This window comes from Formivibrio sp. oc-25 (assembly GCF_055810895.1).
The window spans coordinates 211,631-227,363 of sequence record NZ_JBVVOL010000001.1; the positions used below are offsets into that span (position 1 = coordinate 211,631).

14 protein-coding genes and 1 pseudogene are annotated in these 15,733 nt (G+C 60.2%); 12 read left to right on the plus strand and 3 right to left on the minus strand.

What is annotated here, in order from left to right; all coding sequences use genetic code 11:
* The first annotated feature begins 94 nt into the window (after positions 1 to 94).
* The 4 genes and pseudogenes from AC0KVQ_RS01130 to AC0KVQ_RS01145 all read left to right on the plus strand — a co-directional run bounded on the left by AC0KVQ_RS01130 (position 95) and on the right by AC0KVQ_RS01145 (position 2,172).
* On the plus strand, positions 95 to 427 hold the full coding sequence (locus AC0KVQ_RS01130) for a DUF134 domain-containing protein (RefSeq protein WP_473419257.1): 333 nt from the start codon (positions 95 to 97) through the stop codon (positions 425 to 427).
* The gene (locus tag AC0KVQ_RS01135; RefSeq protein WP_473419258.1) at positions 424 to 918 is read left to right on the plus strand and encodes a NifB/NifX family molybdenum-iron cluster-binding protein; all 495 of its coding nucleotides are present in this window, start codon (positions 424 to 426) and stop codon (positions 916 to 918) included. The genes AC0KVQ_RS01130 and AC0KVQ_RS01135 overlap by 4 nt, the downstream gene beginning before the upstream one ends.
* 588 nt (positions 919 to 1,506) lie before the next feature.
* A pseudogene (locus AC0KVQ_RS01140) lies at positions 1,507 to 1,752 on the plus strand (methyl-accepting chemotaxis protein); the annotation flags it as partial.
* Positions 1,753 to 1,803: 51 nt separating this feature from the next.
* Positions 1,804 to 2,172, plus strand: a complete 369-nt coding sequence (locus AC0KVQ_RS01145; RefSeq protein WP_473419317.1) for a CZB domain-containing protein — start codon at positions 1,804 to 1,806, stop codon at positions 2,170 to 2,172.
* A 350-nt stretch (positions 2,173 to 2,522) separates the two neighbouring features.
* Here the strand turns inward: AC0KVQ_RS01145 and thrC are convergent, their stop codons facing one another.
* The 3 genes from thrC to AC0KVQ_RS01160 form a co-directional block, all read right to left on the minus strand.
* Positions 2,523 to 3,953: a threonine synthase gene (gene thrC / locus AC0KVQ_RS01150; protein WP_473419259.1), complete on the minus strand. Its 1,431-nt coding sequence runs from the start codon at positions 3,951 to 3,953 to the stop codon at positions 2,523 to 2,525.
* Between the two features lie 103 nt (positions 3,954 to 4,056).
* Positions 4,057 to 5,361 carry a homoserine dehydrogenase gene (locus AC0KVQ_RS01155; RefSeq protein WP_473419318.1) on the minus strand — a complete coding sequence of 435 codons (1,305 nt, stop codon included), beginning with the start codon at positions 5,359 to 5,361 and terminating at the stop codon, positions 4,057 to 4,059.
* 26 nt (positions 5,362 to 5,387) lie between these two features.
* Positions 5,388 to 6,614, minus strand: a complete 1,227-nt coding sequence (locus AC0KVQ_RS01160; RefSeq protein ID WP_473419260.1) for a pyridoxal phosphate-dependent aminotransferase — start codon at positions 6,612 to 6,614, stop codon at positions 5,388 to 5,390.
* 153 nt (positions 6,615 to 6,767) lie between these two features.
* Here AC0KVQ_RS01160 and AC0KVQ_RS01165 point away from each other — a divergent pair, with 153 nt between their 5' ends.
* The 8 genes from AC0KVQ_RS01165 to AC0KVQ_RS01200 all read left to right on the plus strand — a co-directional run bounded on the left by AC0KVQ_RS01165 (position 6,768) and on the right by AC0KVQ_RS01200 (position 15,666).
* Positions 6,768 to 7,136, plus strand: a complete 369-nt coding sequence (locus tag AC0KVQ_RS01165) for an Mth938-like domain-containing protein (protein WP_473419261.1) — start codon at positions 6,768 to 6,770, stop codon at positions 7,134 to 7,136.
* An 82-nt stretch (positions 7,137 to 7,218) separates the two neighbouring features.
* Entirely contained in the window at positions 7,219 to 7,587 is a 369-nt protein-coding gene (locus tag AC0KVQ_RS01170) for a hypothetical protein (RefSeq protein ID WP_473419262.1), read from the plus strand.
* A gap of 111 nt (positions 7,588 to 7,698) precedes the next feature.
* On the plus strand, positions 7,699 to 8,901 hold the full coding sequence (locus AC0KVQ_RS01175; protein WP_473419263.1) for a TolC family protein: 1,203 nt from the start codon (positions 7,699 to 7,701) through the stop codon (positions 8,899 to 8,901).
* Positions 8,898 to 9,416: a hypothetical protein gene (locus AC0KVQ_RS01180; protein ID WP_473419264.1), complete on the plus strand. Its 519-nt coding sequence runs from the start codon at positions 8,898 to 8,900 to the stop codon at positions 9,414 to 9,416. The genes AC0KVQ_RS01175 and AC0KVQ_RS01180 overlap by 4 nt, the downstream gene beginning before the upstream one ends.
* A 13-nt stretch (positions 9,417 to 9,429) precedes the next feature.
* A complete protein-coding gene (locus AC0KVQ_RS01185; protein WP_473419265.1) occupies positions 9,430 to 10,521 on the plus strand; it encodes an efflux RND transporter periplasmic adaptor subunit in 1,092 nt (363 codons plus the stop codon).
* 10 nt (positions 10,522 to 10,531) lie between these two features.
* Positions 10,532 to 13,633 carry an efflux RND transporter permease subunit gene (locus AC0KVQ_RS01190; RefSeq protein ID WP_473419266.1) on the plus strand — a complete coding sequence of 1,034 codons (3,102 nt, stop codon included), beginning with the start codon at positions 10,532 to 10,534 and terminating at the stop codon, positions 13,631 to 13,633.
* A 48-nt stretch (positions 13,634 to 13,681) separates the two neighbouring features.
* Entirely contained in the window at positions 13,682 to 14,056 is a 375-nt protein-coding gene (locus tag AC0KVQ_RS01195) for a hypothetical protein (RefSeq protein ID WP_473419267.1), read from the plus strand.
* A gap of 101 nt (positions 14,057 to 14,157) precedes the next feature.
* Positions 14,158 to 15,666, plus strand: a complete 1,509-nt coding sequence (locus AC0KVQ_RS01200; protein WP_473419268.1) for a multicopper oxidase family protein — start codon at positions 14,158 to 14,160, stop codon at positions 15,664 to 15,666.
* The last annotated feature ends 67 nt before the right edge of the window (positions 15,667 to 15,733 follow it).

Consider the following 15,733-nt stretch of genomic DNA (forward strand, 5'->3'; position numbering starts at 1 on the left):
ATGCATTCTGGTTTGACCTGATGATGGCACGACAATTGCTGCCCTATAATGCCGCCTTTGCGCGGTAATGCGTTTATCAATCAAGGAGTCTTCCATGGCGCGCCCGATCAAATGTCGCCGCATCAGCAGCACGCCGGCCGCTCGCTATTTCAAGCCGATTGGCATCCCGCTACGTGATCTGGAAGAGATCGTGCTGGGGCTCGATGAGCTTGAAGCCATACGGCTGGCGGATCTGGATGGCCTGTATCAGGTTGAGGCTGCCGAGAAAATGGGCGTATCCCGCCAGACCATCGGCAATATTCTCAACAGTGCCCACCGCAAGCTGGCCGATGCCCTGCTCAACGGCAAGGCGCTGCGTATCGGCCCGGCTGATGAAACGATAGAAGACTGCCAGCCCAAGTTCACGCTTACCAAGGACAATTCATGAAGATCTGCATACCCGTTACCGGCCCCCAGGGGCTGGATGCCCTGTTGCAACCGGATTTCACGGCTGCTGAACATATCCTGATCTACAACCTGGCCAGCGGCGAGCATCGCACGTTCTCGCGTGATGGCGAGACCGAGCAAGAGGCGGACGAGGAGCCGATTGCCATCGATGCTGTCTTGTGTGCGGACATGCATCCGCAAGTCCTGCGCGCATTTTCAGCGCAAGGCATCCAGGTGTTTGCCACCGAAGCTGAAACCGTAGCCCAGGCCCTGCAGGCCCTGCAGGCCGGCGAGGTGGAAGAACTGCTGGCCGGTGGCGGTTGTTGCGGCGGACACCACCATGCGCATGATGACGATCACGAGTGCTGTGGTGGCCATGGTGACGGCGGTTGTGGCTGCGGTGGCGAAGGCCATGGTCATGCGCACGACGAGGATCATGAATGTTGTGGCGGCAAAGGCCATGATGGCGGTGGCTGCGGCTGTAGCCACTGACCGGATGGCTTGATCGAAGCAACGCGAGTCTTTGGGCTCGCGTTTTTTTGTGGGTTGCGCGCATCGCAGTCTCGTACAAATGTCGGGAACCGGATAATCTCTTGCGGCGCTGGTGTCCGGAAAACCATGCGCTGGTAGTTCAATACATATCCATAAAATCAAGGGGGACACATGTTCGGGAAAACCAGAAAGCGCTTGCTTGCGCTCGAAAATGAATTGGCAGCGGCCAGGGAAAAAGAGCAGGTGCAGGCCAGCGAGCTGGCAGCCGTGCGGGCCGAGCTGGATCGTCAACAACAATTGGCGACACAGAAAGATACGGAATGCGACAACCTGCGCGCGGTATTGCGCAACCTGGCGCTATTCAGCCAGACGCTGGAAGAGTCACAGGGCAGCCTGGGCCAGATGGCGTGCTTGCTCAATGAAGAAAAAGTTCAGGCAGTCAGGGCTGCGGAGGTTTCGATTGCCAGTGGGCAAACCACCACGGAGATTGCCTCCAGCCTGCATGTGTTGGCGGAAAGCTCATCAGTTACCGCGAGGGAAGTCGATACGCTGGCGCAGCAGGCCGGTGAAATCGGTTCCATCGTGCAACTGATTCATGAAATTGCCGAGCAGACCAACCTGCTGGCGCTCAATGCCGCCATCGAAGCCGCGCGTGCCGGCGAGGCCGGGCGTGGTTTTGCCGTGGTGGCAGATGAAGTACGCAAGCTGGCCGAGCGCACGGCCAATGCCACCAAGGATATCGATCGACTGGTGGGCAGCATCCGCGGTACATCGTCATCGGCCAAGGAAGCGATGGAGCTGCTCTCGCGAACCGCCGACGATTTCAGTACGCGCGGCAGCAAGGCCACGGAAGAAATGCAATTGCTGATGGATCTGTCACGCAAGATGGAGCGTGTGATCAGCGGCGGCGCGCTCAAGAGCTTCATCGAGGTGGCCAAGGTCGACCATCTGGTGTTCAAGTTCCGCATTTACCTGGCACTGTTCGGCTTGCAAGCCATGCGCGCGGACCAGGTGCCATCGCACAAGGATTGCCGGCTGGGCAAGTGGTACTACGAGGGCGAGGGCCGGCAGCATTTCAGTCAGCATCAGGGTTTCCGTGAAATGGAAGTTCCGCATACCGATGTGCACCGTTACGGCATTGCCGCGCTGGAAGCGCGCCAGCAAGGCGATATGGTGGCGATGCTGCGCCATGTCGAAGCGATGGAAAAAGCCAGCATGTCGGTTATCGACAATTTGCAGCGCATGGCGCAGTGACGTAACCGCAATCCAATCCAGATTAGGCTCTGTTGACGTTTGATTGTTTTTTACGCAAGCCCGCCAACTTGCTGGGGCGAGAAGTCAGGCGCAAGCAATACTGGTGTATTGCGAGCATTGGCGACAAAGCATCTGGCAAGATTGGCGGACTTGCCCTTCGGGCGGCTGGGTCTTTTGTTCCATTACGGCGTTATTTCCCACTTGCGGTACCCGTACCGCGGCCTGGGAAATGCCTTGTACTGGAGCAAAATACCCCAGCCGCGTAAAAATTAATCAAATGTCAACAGAGCCTAACAAATGAACAAGGGCGGCCAGTTGGCCGCCCTTGTTGTATTTGGCTGTAGCGAGGATCAATCCAGCTGCTTGCGGATGAATGCTTTCACGGCTTCGGCATCGGCCGGCAGTACTTCGCAGCGCTGCGGTTTGTCTTCCAGGCCGGCAAAGCTGACCGGGCGATCCGGATCGCGGCCCAGCGCCTCGCGCACGGTGGCTTCAAACTTGATCGGCAGGGCGGTTTCCAGAATGACCACCGGCACGCCGGCTTCGCGAACTTCTTTGGCACCCTTGTAACCATCGGCAGTGTGTGTGTCGATCATCACGCCGTATTTCTCGAACACTTCGCGGATGCTGGCCAGCCGATCAGCATGCGTGCTTCTGGTCGAAACAAAGCCGAACTCAGCGCTCATGCGCTGCGTGTCAGCCTCGGACAACTGGAAGCCCGGACCCTTGTCGACGGCCTTCCAGAGATCAGCGAGCTTGGCACCATCGCGCCCGACCAGATCGAACACGAAGCGTTCCAGGTTCGAGGCCTTGGTGATGTCCATGCTTGGGCTGGAGGTCTCGAAGGTTTCCGCGAGACCGCGCGGACGGTAGCTGCCGGTGCGGAAAAACTCGTCGAGCACGTCGTTTTCGTTGGTTGCCACCACCAGACGGCGGATCGGCAGGCCCATCTGGCGCGCGATATGCCCGGCGCAAACATTGCCGAAGTTGCCGGATGGCACGACGAAATCGACCGGATCGCCGACTTTCTTCGCGACAGCAAAATAGCCCTTGAAGTAGTACACGACCTGGGCGATCACACGGCCCCAGTTGATCGAGTTGACCGCGCCGACCTTGTACTTGGCTTTGAATTCGGCGTCGTTGTTGATCGCTTTCACGATGTCCTGGCAATCGTCGAACATCGAGGTGATCGCCAGATTGAAGATATTGGCGTCCATCAGGCTCATCATCTGCGCGCGCTGGAACGGGCTCATCTTGCCGTGCGGCGAGAGCATGAACACATTCACGCCCTTTTTGCCGCGCATGGCGTATTCGGCGGCCGAGCCGGTGTCGCCAGAGGTTGCGCCAACGATGTTGATTTCGCGGCCTTCACGCGCCAGCACGTACTCGAACAGGTTGCCGAGCAACTGCATCGCCATATCCTTGAACGCCAGCGTCGGGCCGTTCGAGAGTTCCTGAATGAAGAGACCCGGTTCAAGTTCACGCACCGGCGTGATCGCTTCCAGATCGGAATCAGCGCGGCCGTTGCAGTAGACGGCAGGGGTGTAGGTCTTGTCGATCAGCGCCTTCAGATCGGCGGCCGGGATGTCGTCGACGAAAGGCGAGATCACCTTGAAGGCGAGATCGCGGTAGTTGAGTGTGGCCATCTCAGTGAGATCGGCGGTGCTGAGCTGCGGATACGATTCGGCAATCGTCAGCCCGCCATCGGGCGCCAGGCCACCCAGCAGGATTTCACAGAAGGACTTCGGCGGCATCCCGCCACGGGTGGAGATGTATTTCATTTCTTTGACATTTGTCAGGTTGGGCTAAATGCAATGAAGCCCAACAGGGGTGGAAATCCAATGTTGGGCTTCGCGATGCTCAGCCCAACCTACACGTTGTACGTTATTGCAGATGTTCCAGGCGCAGTTTCACCACCTTGCCGTTGACCGAATCGAGTGCTTCGATCTTGGCCAGCGCGCTGTTTACGTTCTTTTCCACGGCCACATGCGTGAGGATGATGATGTCGGCGCGGTTGTCCGCCGCCGGCTTTTGCAGCATCGAATCAACCGAGATGCCGGCATCGGCAAAGATGCGGGTGATGTCGGCCAGCACGCCCGGCTTGTCCTGCGTGTTCATGCGCAGGTAGTAGCAGGTCTCGACTTCGTCGATCGGCAGGATCGGCAGGTTGGCGATCTTGCTCGGCTGGAAGGCCAAGTGTGGTACGCGGTTTTCCGGGTCGGCGGTGGCCAGACGGGTGACATCAACCAGATCAGCGATCACGGCAGAAGCGGTCGGCTCGGCACCGGCGCCGGCGCCGTAGTACATGGTCGCACCGACGGCATCGCCCTTGACCAGCACGGCGTTCATCACGCCATCAACATTGGCAATCAGGCGCTTGGCCGGGATCAGCGTCGGGTGCACGCGCAACTCGATGCCAGCTTCCTTGCGGCGAGTGATGCCGAGCAGCTTGATGCGGTAGCCGAGTTCCTGTGCGTACTGGATATCCTGGGCATCGAGCTTGGAAATGCCTTCGAGATAGGCCTTGTCGAACTGTACCGGGATGCCGAAGGCAATCGCGCTCATGATGGTGAGTTTGTGAGCGGCATCATGGCCTTCGATGTCAAAGGTCGGGTCAGCTTCGGCATAGCCGAGGCGCTGTGCTTCCTTCAATACATCGGCAAAGGCCAGGCCCTTGTCGCGCATTTCAGTCAGGATGAAGTTGCTGGTGCCGTTGATGATGCCGGCCACCCATTCGATCTTGTTGGCAGTCAGGCCTTCGCGCAGCGCCTTGATGATCGGGATGCCACCCGCGACGGCGGCTTCGAAGGCTACCGTTACGCCTTTGGCTTGGGCGGCTGCAAAGATCTCGTTGCCATATTCGGCCAGCAGCTTCTTGTTGGCGGTGACGACGTGCTTGCCGTTCTCGATCGCCTTGAAGACGATTTCCTTGGCGATGGTGGTGCCGCCGATCAATTCGACCACGATGTCGATGTCGGGATTGTTGACAACATCCATGGCGTTATCGGTGATGACAACATCTGCGCCACACAGCTCGCGGGCACGACCGAGTTCGCGGGTGGCGGCCATGGTGATCACGATGGGGCGACCAGCGCGGCGGGCGATTTCTTCGGCGTTGCGTTTCAATACGACGGCAGTACCGCCGCCAACCACTCCTGTGCCACACAGGCCAACATTGATGGGTTTCATCATTTCAATTTCCTGTTTGATGCGCGTTAAGCGTAACGTTTTCGATAGCGGTCAAGGAAGCGGGCAATGCGTTGCATCACTTCGTCCAGATCGTCGGTATTGGGCAAAAAGACCACGCGCACATGATCGGGTTGTGCCCAGTTGAAGCCGGTACCCTGCACCAGCAATACGCGCTCTTCTTCGAGCAATTCCAGCACGAACTGCTGGTCATCCTTGATCGGGTACATCTTCGGATCAAAGCGCGGGAACATGTAGAGCGTGCCTTGCGGCTTCACGCAGGTCACGCCGGGCATGCTGGTCAGCGCATTCCAGGCCAGATCGCGCTGGCGCGTGAGCCGCCCGCCCGGCCTGACCAGATCGTTGATCGACTGATAGCCGCCCAGCGCGGTCTGGATCGCATACTGTGCCGGCACGTTCGAGCACATGCGCATGGACGACAGCAGGTTCAGCCCTTCGATATAGTCGCGCGCGACCTTCTTGTTGCCCGATACCACCATCCAGCCGGCGCGGTAGCCACAGGCACGGTAGTTCTTCGACAGCCCGTTGAAGGTCACGAACAGGATGTCGTCCGCGAGCGATGCCATCGAGGTATGTGTGGTGCCGTCGTACAGAATCTTGTCGTAAATTTCGTCGGCATAGATGATCAGCTTGTGCTGGCGTGCGATCTCGACCAGTTCCTTCAGCACTTCGACCGGATACACCGCGCCAGTCGGGTTGTTCGGGTTGATCACCACCAGTGCGCGGGTCTTGTCGCTGATCTTGGCGCGAATGTCATCCAGCGCCGGCAGCCAGCCGTTGGCTTCGTCGCAGATGTAATGGCGTGCCTTGCCGCCGGCCAGGTTCACGGCCGCTGTCCACAGCGGGTAATCCGGCGCCGGAACCAGCACTTCGTCGCCATTGTTGAGCAGCGCCTGCATCGCCAGCACGATCAGCTCGGAAACACCGTTGCCAAGGTAGATGTCCTCGACCGTGACATCGGCGATCTTCTTTTCCTGCGTGTAGTGCATCACCGCCTTGCGCGCGGGGAAGATCCCCTTGGAATCCACATACGCCGCCGCGTCCGCCATGTTGCGGATCATGTCCTGCGTGATTTCTTCGGGCGCATCGAAGCCGAACACCTTGGGGTTGCCGGTGTTGAGCTTGATGATGCGATGGCCTTCTTCTTCCATCTGCTTCGCGCGTTCGAGCACCGGGCCGCGAATGTCGTAGCAGACGTTGTGAAGTTTGTGGGATTTGTGAATCATGGATTCCATGATGCGCTCTGCGCCTCGGGCGCGGTTTTGTTAGGGGAACCTCGTATTCTAACGAAAGATCGCGCCGAGAAAACCACCAATCAGCCGGATTTGGCGGGATAACAGTGGTTTTAACACGGTAAAATGTGGGAAACGAAAAACACCGAGACCACGATGAAGCTTGTTGCAGACAAATACCCAGGGATCAACCAGTTCAGCGGCTATGGCGCAGACTGGGTGAAGATCAACGGCGAGACTTACCACGGCAGCTTGCTGGTGTCTGCGCAATCCGTTGGCAACTGGCGACCAGCCGCGTTCGATGATCTGCGGCGCGAGGATTTTTCCCTGGTACTGGCGCAGCAACCCGAGCTGGTGCTGCTGGCCACCGGCAGCCGCATCCGCTTTCCGCATCCTGCCCTGAGCCGCGATCTGACCGATGCGCGCATCGGCATGGAAGTGATGGATGTCGGCGCATTGTGCCGCACCTTCAATGCGCTGGTGGGCGAGGGCAGGCGCGCGGTGGCGCTGGTGTTGTTTGAATAGACAGCAATCGCGGTGAACCGGTGATCGATATCTGGTTGAATGGTGCGAATGATTCTTATCGCCATGCTAGAATCACGGCACCATGAATTGCCTGCGCCGTTTTTTCCTTGTGATCCTGATCTGCCTGCTGCCGCTGCATGCCGGCATGGCAGCGGTCGCGCATATTTCTGCAACGCTGGCGCAGACACAGACAAGCAAATCTGCCGGACACGATATTGTCCATGAGCATCGTGACTGGTTCGGTGGCGTGGAATTGCATGTGCACAAGGCTGTGGATACCGCGCATGCCGATACCGGCAAATCCTGCAATTCAGTCAATGGCGTGCCCGTGGATGAATACAGGCAGCCCGAAGTCGTCTGGAGTGTATCCAGATGGTCGGTGACTGATGCCATGTTCCCGAATGATCATCCCCGCGCTCCCCCGGAGCAGCCTCCCAGAGCCCGCGCCTGATCCGGCGCGATTGATGCTCATCGTTCATTTTCCTGATTGATCTAAGCCTCATTGCGCTGGATTGCGTGGCTGTCGCGCGCTTTCCTTTTTCATTTTTGCAGTGAGGTTTTCATGTTTTCCCTGTTTTTCAGGGGGCTTGGCCTGGGGCTGGCCGTCATGGCATGGGGGGTGTCATCTCCCGTGTCTGCGGCCACGCTCAGGGAGGCCCTCGATCATGCCTGGTCAAATCAGGCACAGTCCGCCCGGCTCGCACAATTCGACGCACAGATGGCAGCCAGCCAGGCATGGCTGCCCAATCCCCCCGCGCTGAGCCTGTCTGGTCGCAGCGATCAGATCGATGCCAGACAAGGCGCTCGCGAATGGGAGGCTGAAATCAGCTTTCCGCTCTGGTTGTGGGGTCAGCGCGAACAGACGCAAATCGTGGCTCGCAGCGAGCAGGAAGCCGGTATCGGGCGATTTGCGCTGGAGCGCTGGCAACTCGCGGGCGAGTTGCGCGAAGCGTGGTGGGAGGTACGATTGGCTGAAGCCGAGCTGGAAGCAGCACAGCTCAAGCTTGGCGAATCCTGGCAACTGGAAAGCGATGTGCAGCGCCGGGTTGCCTCGGGCGATCTGGCTCCGCTTGATCTGAACCAGGCACGCGCCAGCGTGGCACAGGCCCGGCTGGAAGCGCTGCGCGCGCAGACAGCGCTGCAGATTTCCCGCCAGCAGTTCAATGCGCTCGCAAAAGGTGCGGCGGTGCCCGATCAGCCTGAAACCCTCACGCAGGTCAGTGCCGACGGACTCGATGCCCATCCGGCCCTGACCAGTCTTGGCGCCGCTGCCGTGGCGGCACAGGCGCGATTGGGCCTGGCCGGCAAGGATACGCGTGATGCTCCGGAAATCGGCCTTACCCTGACGCGTGAACGCGGCCAGCATGGCGAGCCGTACCAGAACCTTGCCAGGCTCTCCCTGAAAATTCCGTTTGGCTCGGCAGCGCGCAACCAGCCGCGTATCACTGCTGCCAATGCGGAACTGGCCGAGGCGCAACTGCTGTTCGAGCAGATGCAGCGCAAACAGGCTGCCGCCATTGCAACCGCCCAGGCAGAACTCGCGCAAAGCAGGCAGGCCGTCGAGATCCAGCAGGAAAACCTCCAGATCGCGGAACAAAGCTTTGCCTGGGTCGATAAGGCTTTCCGCGCCGGGCAGCTCGATTTGCCGGCCCGCCTGCGCGCCGAATCGGATCTGGCCAGCGCCAGATTGTCCGTCACCCGTGCCCGGCTCGAATCTTCTCGTGCCGTTTCCCGTTACCACCAGGCTGTGGGAGTCCTGCCATGATTCGCCCCATTCTTTTGCTGCTGATCTTGCCGGCATGGGTGTTTGCCCATGGTGACGAGGATCACGGCGCCAGTGCCGAACCCGTTGCCGTCACCGCGGCCAGCCCACGGGCCGAGGCGCATACCGAACTGTTCGAGCTGGTGGTCTCCCCGCAAAACGGACAATTGCTTATCTATCTTGATGATTACGCCAGCAACCAGCCCGTCGGCGGTGCCAGCGTGGAGGTAGAAAGCGATGACTGGAAAGCCACCGCCAGTCCCGTGGAGCACGGTACCTATCGCGTGGAGGACCCCCGGTTTTCCCGCCCCGGAACCTACCCGCTGATCTTCACCGTGACCGCAGGCGATGCGGCCGATCTGATCGAAACCACCTTGCTTGTTCAGGCGCCTGCCCCGGATGCAGCGGTTCAGTCCTGGCCATTTCGCATCAGCTGGCCATGGTTCGCCGGCCTGATAAGCATTCTGGCTGCGGTTGGCGTAGCCCTTGTGCGCTTGCGTCGCAAACCCGCGCGTTGAAGGAATTCCTTACATGAAAAAGAAATTATTGATTGGCGGTTTGCTGCTGTTATCCATTGCATCCGCCTGGGCACATGGCGATGAAGACCATGGCGCGGCACAGACAGCCGAAATCGTGACGGCGGACAAACCGAACCGCTTGCCGGATGGCCGGGTGTTCATACCCAAAACGGTGCAACGGCGTCTCGAAATCCGGACCTTGCTGGCAGAGGAAAAAACCGTTGCGCGTACGCTTGAGCTGAACGGCCATGTGGTGATGGACCCCGATTCAGGCGGGCGCGTGCAGGCCATGCAGTCCGGTCGGATCGAATCCGCTGCGAGAGGGCTGCCGCATGTCGGGGCCAAGGTGCGCAAGGGCGATGTGCTGGCCTATGTGCAGCCGGCGATTTCCAGCCTGGAGCGCGCCAGTGCGCAGGCCGAACAGCGCGAAGTGCAGGCCCGGCTTCAGTTGGCGGAAAAACAGTTGGTGCGGCTGAAATCCCTGTCCGGAACGGTGCCGGGCAAGGAAATCGATGCGGCCGAGGCCGAAATTGCCGCCTTGCAGGGGCGTTACCAGGCGCTTGCCACTGGTAACGCGCGTGAAGCCTTGCGTGCGCCGGTGAGTGGCGTGATTGCCGCGAACAATGTGGTCAATGGCCAGGTGGTCGAGGCGAGGGAGGTCTTGTTCGAGATCGTTGATCCGGCCCGGATGATGATCGAAGCGCTGGCCTACGATCCACAGCTGGTTCGGGGCCTGAGCGGGGCCTCACTGGCTGGTTCGAAGACGCGCTTGGTCTACCTCGGCGGTGCGGCCTCGCTGCGGGAAGGTGCGCTTCCCCTGCTGTTCCGGGTACAGGGCGCGGATATGCCGCTGGCATTGGGCCAGACGGTCAAGGTCATTGCCCAGACGGACCAGACCCTGACCGGTGTGCCGCTGCCTACTTCCGCGATCGTGAAAAACAGCGCCAACGAGAACGTGGTCTGGGTGCATGAGCGTGCAGAAATCTTCCGCCCTGTTGCCGTGCAGGTCAGCAGTGTGGATGGCGCGCAGGTGGTGGCACAGGGGTTGAAGAGCGGTCAGCGCATCGTGATCAGCAGCGCTGCCCTGATCAACCAGATTCGCTGAGGAGACGATCATGTTCAGTTGGATCGTCAATACCAGCCTGAAAAGCCGCTTGTTCGTGCTGGCCTTCGCCCTGATCCTCATGGTCTACGGCGCCATCACGGCTTCTCGCATGCCGGTGGATGTGTTTCCGGATCTGAACAAGCCGACCGTGACCGTGATGACGGAAGCGGGCGGCATGGCACCGGAAGAAGTCGAGCAACTGGTTTCCTTTCCGCTGGAAACCGCGCTCAATGGCATGCCCGGCGTTACCCGGGTGCGCTCGGTCTCCGGCGTCGGACTTTCCATCGTCTACGCCGAATTCGCATGGGGAACCGACATCTATCGCAACCGCCAGCTGGTGGCGGAGCGATTATCCGAGGTGAAGGAGCAATTGCCCGAAGGTGTCAGCCCCGCCATGGGGCCGATCTCCTCGGTCATGGGGGAAATCATGCTGATTGCCCTGCCGGCCGATCCGGCCAAGGTCAGCCCGATGGCGGTGCGCGAATATGCTGATTTCGTGCTGCGTCCGCGACTGCTGTCGATTCCGGGCGTGGCGCAGGTGATCCCGATCGGTGGCGAGGTGCGCCAGTTCCGCGTCGAGCCGGATACGGCGATGATGGCCCGGCTGGGCGTCAGCTTTGAAGATCTCGAATCGACCCTGCGCGCGTTTTCCAGCAACACCAGCGGCGGGTTTCTGGAGCAGAATGCCCGCGAATACCTGATCCGCAATCTGGGGCGGACGACGCGGCTGGAGGACCTGCAAAATCTGGCCGTGCGCGATGCACAAGGCCAGCCGATCCTGCTCAAGCAACTGGCCGACGTGAAATTCGCCGCTTCGTTCAAGCGCGGTGATGCCGGGTTCGCTACCAAACCAGCCGTCATCGTCAGCGTCCAGAAGCAGCCGGGCGCAGATTCGGTGAAACTGACCGGCCAGATCGAGGTGGCACTCGCGAGTCTGACCAAATCATTGCCGCCTGGCGTCTCCCATCCGGAAATCTCGTTCCGGCAGGCGGATTTCATCCAGGCTTCGATCGGCAATGTGCAGGAGGCGCTGCGCGATGGCGCCATCATGGTCGCGGTCATCCTGTTCCTGTTCCTGATGAACGTGCGAACCACGCTGATTTCGCTCACCGCCATTCCGCTGTCGCTGGCCATCACGGCGCTGGTGTTCCATGGCATGGGGCTGTCGATCAATGTGATGACGCTGGGCGGGCTGGCGATCGCGATCGGTGAGCTGGTCGACGATGCACTGGTCGATGTCGAAAACGTCCTGCGGCGCCTGAAGCAGCACAAGCCGCAAGGCATCGTCGACATCATCCGGGTGATCGCAGCGGCCTGCAACGAGGTTCGTTCCGGTGTCGTGGTCGCGACGCTCGTGGTGGTGCTGGTGTTCGTTCCCTTGTTTGCGCTGCCCGGTATCGAAGGACGCCTGTTTGCACCGCTGGGCGTGGCCTATATCACCTCTATCCTGTCGAGCCTGCTGGTGGCGCTGACCGTGACACCGGTGCTGTGCTATTTCATGCTGCCCCGCATGAAGCAGATCGAGCATGGCGATTCGAGATTCGTGCGCTGGCTCAAGCATTGGGATGAACGCATCCTGCGGGCCTCGTTCAGCCGGGCGAGGTTGGTGTTGGGCGGCGCCGTGCTGATGCTGATTGCCACCGTGGCCACCGTGCCGTTCTTTCCCCGGGCATTCTTGCCGGCTTTCAACGAGGGAACGCTGACGATCAGCATGATGCTCAACCCGGGAACTTCGCTTGAGGAATCCAACCGCGTCGGTGCCCTGGCCGAATCGTTGTTGCTGCAGGTGCCGGAAGTAAAAAGCGTGGGGCGGCGTACCGGTCGCGCCGAGCTGGATGAGCATGCCGAGGGTGTGCATTCGAGCGAGATCGATGTCGATCTGAAACCGTCCGAGCGCAGCAGGGACGTGGTGATGGCGGATATCCGCACGCGCCTGGCTGCTTTGCCCGCGACTACCACCGTCGGCCAGCCGATCTCGCACCGGCTGGATCATTTGCTCTCGGGGGTGCGCGCGCAGATTGCGCTGAAGGTCTTCGGCGACGATCTGGATACCCTGCGCAGCCAGGCCGCCGATTTGCACGGACAACTGTCCCGCATCCCCGGCATAACCGATCTGCAGATCGAGAAACAGGTCCTGATTCCCCAGATCAAGGTCCGGCTCGATTATGACCGGGCGGCGCAGTATGGCATCTCGCCTGGCTCCTTGCTCCAGACGCTGGAAACCCTGACCGAAGGGGATACCGTGGCGCAGATCGTCGATGGCAACAAGCGCTTCAATCTGGTGGTACGCCTGCCTGACAGTGCGCGCGATGTTCAGGGCCTGGGCAATATCCTGATCGCCACGCCGCATGGCCGGATTCCGCTTTCCCAGGTCGCCACGATCGAAGAATCCGATGGTCCCAACCAGATCGGGCGCGAAAACAGCCGGCGCCGTATTGTGATCTCGGCCAACACCGATGGCTCGGACATGGCCCGGATCGTGGGGCAGATTCGCCAGACCGTGGCGGCCCTGCATCTGCCTGAGGGGTATTTCATCAGCATCGAGGGCCAGTTCGAAGCGCAGGAACAGGCAACCCGCCTGATCGGCGGGCTGTCGCTGGTCTCGCTCGCCCTGATCTTCATGGTGCTTTACAACCGCTACCAGTCGGTGAAGCTGGCCGCGATCATCATGGGCAATATCCCGATGGCACTGATTGGCAGTGTCATTGCGATGTGGCTGGCCGACATTTCCCTGTCGGTGGCTTCGCTGGTCGGCTTTATCACGCTCACCGGCATCGCCACGCGCAACGGCATTCTGAAGATCAGTCACTACATCAATCTGTGCAAGTTCGAAGGGGAAACCTTCAGCCAGCAGATGATCGTGCGCGGATCGCTGGAGCGGCTGACGCCGGTACTGATGACGGCACTGACTGCCGCGCTGGCACTGGTGCCGTTGCTGTTTGCTGCCGAGGCGCCGGGCAAGGAAATCCTGCATCCGGTTGCCGTGGTGATTTTTGGCGGATTGATCAGCTCGACCCTGCTCGATTCGCTGCTGACGCCGCTGATGTTCTGGCTGTTTGGCGAGAAACCGCTGCAAGTCTTGCTGCAAGACCGCAGCGCCGAAGTTTTTTGATGACACCCGCCCCGGACACGGATTCGGGGCATTCACCGAGGAAAAAACATGAAAAAGATCTTGATCGCTACTTTATTGACCTGTGCCGCCGGTCTGGCGTTTGCCGATGGCACCCTGCAGCCCAAGTATGGCGGAACGATGGTGGAGGCGAAATCCGGCAACCGGATCGAGCTGGTGGTGTCACCTGGAATGGTCATGGTCTATCTGACTGACCATTCCGACAAACCCCTGGATACGCGCGGTGCCAGCGGGGAAATCACGCTGCTGTCTGGCACCAGCAAGACGACCGCCAAGCTGCAGGCCGGCCAAGGCAATGCCCTGATGGCACACGGCACCTTCAATGCGGCATCCGGGGCCAAATCGATTGTCAAGTTTGCACTGGCCGGCAAACCGGCTGAACAGGTGCGGCTGGAGATCAAATAGGTTTTCAGTCGCAATAAAGAAGTCGGCCACGAGGATGGATGAGAACTATGTACCCCATCTGGCCATCCAATGACCATTGCTTGGGCCGAGAGGAGAGAGTGATGAATCGTCGCAATTTCATTGCCGGGGCCGCCGTAACGGGGGGGCTGGGTCTGGCGGCCTGGATCGGAACGCGCAGCAGTTGGGGGAATCTTGCCTCAATGGGGCATGACATGGCGCACTCTTCGTCTGCCATGCCGCTGAAGGTGGCGGCCGAGGTGCCGCTATTGCCGGAATCTGCCCTGCCGGCCGGCAAGGCGCACCTGCCCCTTGGGCTGCTGCGCAATACCGCATCCCAGGCCGGCGTGTTCCAGGCGGAATTGCGCGCGGCCGAGCATGTGCTGGAACTGGTGCCGGGCAGAAAAACGCCGTTCTGGCTCTACAACGGACAGGTACCGGGGCCGCTGATCGATGTGCTCGAAGGCACACAGGTGGAGATTCGCTTCATCAACCAGCTCAAGCAGGCCTCGACCATTCACTGGCATGGCCTGCCGGTGCCGCCCGATCAGGATGGCAACCCGCAGGATGCCGTACCCGCGGGGAGCGAGCGCGTGTACCGCTTCACGCTGCCCGAAGGCAGCGCCGGCACTTACTGGTATCACCCGCACCCGCATGGCGATACGCCGGAACAGGTCTACCGCGGCTTGGCTGGCGCATTCATCGTGCGCGCCAAGATAGATCCACTGGCGGCGTTTGCCGAACAGCACCTGATGATTTCGGATCTGAAGCTGGATGCTGAGGCCATGATCCCGGACAACACCGAATCCGACTGGATGGATGGGCGCGAGGGCCAGTTCGTGCTCGTCAACGGGCAGCGTGAACCGCGGCTCAGCATCGCCGGGCGCCAGCGCTTGCGCATCTGGAATGCCTGCAGCGCCCGCTATTTGCGGCTGGCGATTCCCGGGCAGCAACTGGTGCTGGTCGCTACCGATGGCGGCCTGATCGAGCGCCCGCAAGTGCTCGATGAAGTCCTGCTGGTGCCAGGGCAACGCATCGAAATCCTTGTCGGTAATGGTCAGGCTGCGCAAGTCGAGCTCAAGGCCCTGATCTACGATCGGGCAAAAATGGCTGCCACAGGGCCGGAGGTGGAGCGCACGCTGGCATGGCTCGATTTCACGCCAGGCCCGCTTCCCGCTATTCCTGCCACGCTGCGCAAGGTGCCCGATTATGGCCAGGAAGTTGCCACCAGGAAGGTTGAATTCAGCGAAACCATGAGCATGGCGGATGGCCGGCATGCCATGAGTTTTCTCGTCAACGGCAAGACCTTCGATATGCAGCGCATTGATCTGACCAGCAGGGTCGGTGACGTGGAAATGTGGGAAATTTTCAACAATTCCCACATGGATCACCCGTTCCATCTGCATGGCACGCAATTCGTGGTGCTGGATTCAAGCCGCGAAGGCCGGCAAGAGGCGATGCCATACCGCGCCTTGCACGATACGGTGAATTTGCGGCCGTATGAAACACTGCGGATCAAAACCGTCCAGCATCATCGCGGGATACGCATGTTCCACTGCCATATCCTGGAGCACGAAGGGCAGGGCATGATGGGGCAGCTAGAAATCAGTTAAGCCCCGTTCACCGGCTGTCGCGAGAGACCGCCGGCAGGTTATGGGTAGTGCAGGAACCCTGATCACG

What these genes read in the sequence shown, in the direction of transcription:
- thrC (WP_473419259.1), bottom strand. Translation starts at nt 3,953, where the DNA reads ATGAAATACATCTCCACCCGTGGCGGGATGCCGCCGAAGTCCTTCTGT.
- AC0KVQ_RS01160 (WP_473419260.1), bottom strand. Translation starts at nt 6,614, where the DNA reads ATGGAATCCATGATTCACAAATCCCACAAACTTCACAACGTCTGCTAC.
- AC0KVQ_RS01195 (WP_473419267.1), top strand. Translation starts at nt 13,682, where the DNA reads ATGAAAAAGATCTTGATCGCTACTTTATTGACCTGTGCCGCCGGTCTG.
- AC0KVQ_RS01155 (WP_473419318.1), bottom strand. Translation starts at nt 5,361, where the DNA reads ATGAAACCCATCAATGTTGGCCTGTGTGGCACAGGAGTGGTTGGCGGC.
- AC0KVQ_RS01185 (WP_473419265.1), top strand. Translation starts at nt 9,430, where the DNA reads ATGAAAAAGAAATTATTGATTGGCGGTTTGCTGCTGTTATCCATTGCA.
- AC0KVQ_RS01130 (WP_473419257.1), top strand. Translation starts at nt 95, where the DNA reads ATGGCGCGCCCGATCAAATGTCGCCGCATCAGCAGCACGCCGGCCGCT.
- AC0KVQ_RS01200 (WP_473419268.1), top strand. Translation starts at nt 14,158, where the DNA reads ATGAATCGTCGCAATTTCATTGCCGGGGCCGCCGTAACGGGGGGGCTG.
- AC0KVQ_RS01165 (WP_473419261.1), top strand. Translation starts at nt 6,768, where the DNA reads ATGAAGCTTGTTGCAGACAAATACCCAGGGATCAACCAGTTCAGCGGC.
- AC0KVQ_RS01190 (WP_473419266.1), top strand. Translation starts at nt 10,532, where the DNA reads ATGTTCAGTTGGATCGTCAATACCAGCCTGAAAAGCCGCTTGTTCGTG.
- AC0KVQ_RS01145 (WP_473419317.1), top strand. Translation starts at nt 1,804, where the DNA reads ATGGAGCGTGTGATCAGCGGCGGCGCGCTCAAGAGCTTCATCGAGGTG.
- AC0KVQ_RS01135 (WP_473419258.1), top strand. Translation starts at nt 424, where the DNA reads ATGAAGATCTGCATACCCGTTACCGGCCCCCAGGGGCTGGATGCCCTG.
- AC0KVQ_RS01180 (WP_473419264.1), top strand. Translation starts at nt 8,898, where the DNA reads ATGATTCGCCCCATTCTTTTGCTGCTGATCTTGCCGGCATGGGTGTTT.
- AC0KVQ_RS01170 (WP_473419262.1), top strand. Translation starts at nt 7,219, where the DNA reads ATGAATTGCCTGCGCCGTTTTTTCCTTGTGATCCTGATCTGCCTGCTG.
- AC0KVQ_RS01175 (WP_473419263.1), top strand. Translation starts at nt 7,699, where the DNA reads ATGTTTTCCCTGTTTTTCAGGGGGCTTGGCCTGGGGCTGGCCGTCATG.